This is a genomic window from Cupriavidus gilardii, from assembly GCF_008801915.1.
GTDB classification, from domain to species: Bacteria; Pseudomonadota; Gammaproteobacteria; order Burkholderiales; family Burkholderiaceae; genus Cupriavidus; species Cupriavidus gilardii.
The window spans coordinates 1-449 of the sequence record NZ_VZOV01000098.1 but is presented as its reverse complement, the minus strand read 5'-3'; the positions used below and the strand labels follow the sequence as shown (position 1 = coordinate 449).

Below are 449 nucleotides of genomic sequence, written 5' to 3'. Positions count from 1 at the left end.
GAGGCCCTGCTTCAGTTCAGTATGGTACTGATGCTATTGGCGGTGTAATTCAATTAATTTCAAAAACTCCTACACAAAATAAAATCTTTACGACGATCGAAGCTGGTGAAAAGAATACTTATAAATCTATTTTAGGTATAGATTTAGCCCAAGATGGTTATTACGCTCAAATTCGTGGTCAACGTTTTGAAACAGATGGTGATCAAATCATTAGCAATGACGATCGCAAAGCTGGATTTGATCAAAAAGGGTATTCAGCTAAAGTTGGTGTTGATAAAGAGCAATATGCTTTATCAGCTGAAATCAAAGAAAATAAAGGTACTGGTGACTTTTTTTCTTATGGCGCAGCGCAAGCGTATGATTTTACTAACCGCTTATATAATGTTAACGCTCGCCTTAATTTAACTAACAATATTATTTGGAATACTCGTCTTTCTCAATTTGAAGAT

At 35.0% G+C, this 449-nt stretch carries 1 protein-coding gene; it reads left to right on the top strand.

Annotation, left to right across the window (positions count from 1 at the left end; genetic code table 11):
* The coding region (locus tag F7Q96_RS26625) for a TonB-dependent receptor (RefSeq protein ID WP_409364735.1) at positions 1–449 on the top strand (449 nt) is incomplete at both ends.